Source organism: bacterium, assembly GCA_020440705.1.
GTDB lineage: Bacteria > Krumholzibacteriota > Krumholzibacteriia > LZORAL124-64-63 > LZORAL124-64-63 > JAGRNP01.
Window position 1 is genome coordinate 1 of sequence record JAGRNP010000293.1, and the last position, 625, is coordinate 625.

The 625-nt window shown below is 69.8% G+C and carries 2 protein-coding genes; both read right to left on the bottom strand.

Translation table 11 applies throughout. The features are described 5' to 3' along the window. The coding region (locus KDM41_18445; GenBank protein ID MCB1185405.1) for a general secretion pathway protein GspJ at positions 1 to 194 on the bottom strand (194 nt) is incomplete at its 3' end. Between the two features lie 29 nt (positions 195 to 223). Beyond that, complete coding sequence (locus tag KDM41_18450) at positions 224 to 565, bottom strand: hypothetical protein (protein ID MCB1185406.1); 342 nt, start codon at positions 563 to 565, stop codon at positions 224 to 226. Positions 566 to 625 lie beyond the last annotated feature (60 nt).

A 625-nucleotide genomic window follows, 5' to 3' on the forward strand; every position in this document is an offset into this window, starting at 1 on the left:
GGGACGTGGAGCGAGAGGAAGGCGGACTGGATCTCGCGCGAGATGCGCGCGATCGCCTGGCGGCCCTGGTGATACCGATCGTCGATGCGCTCCACCGTCACGCGGGTGCGCTGCATGCCGTCGAGCGCGCCATACACGAGCGTGCCGACCATCGCGAGGATGCCCACCGCGACGAGGACTTCGAGGAGCGTCATGCCCCTTGTCTGGCGCGCACGGGGTCGCATCAATTCTTCCCCCTCCCGCTGCTCCCGCTGCTGCTCCTGCCGCTGCTCCCGCTGCTGCTCCTGCCGCTGCCGCTGCTCCCGCTGCTGCTCCTGCCGCTGCTCCCGCTGCTGCTCGTGCCCGAGTCGGAGTCGCCGGCGACGTCATCGTCGACGGTGAGGCCCTTTTGCGGGATGGTGAACCACTCCGTGACCTCGATCGCGCGCTCCTTGGTGCCCTCGCGGATGAAGGCCGTCACGACGATGCGCCGCGTGCTCGCCTCGAAGAGCAGCTTGAGGCTCGGATAGACGAAGCTCATGGCCATGCTGGCGATGCCGCCCATGCCCGCGCTCGCGCCGTCCATCGAGGCGCCTCCCGAGGAAGAGGAGGAGGGCGTCGCGGGGCTCGCGAGACTGGCAGCCTG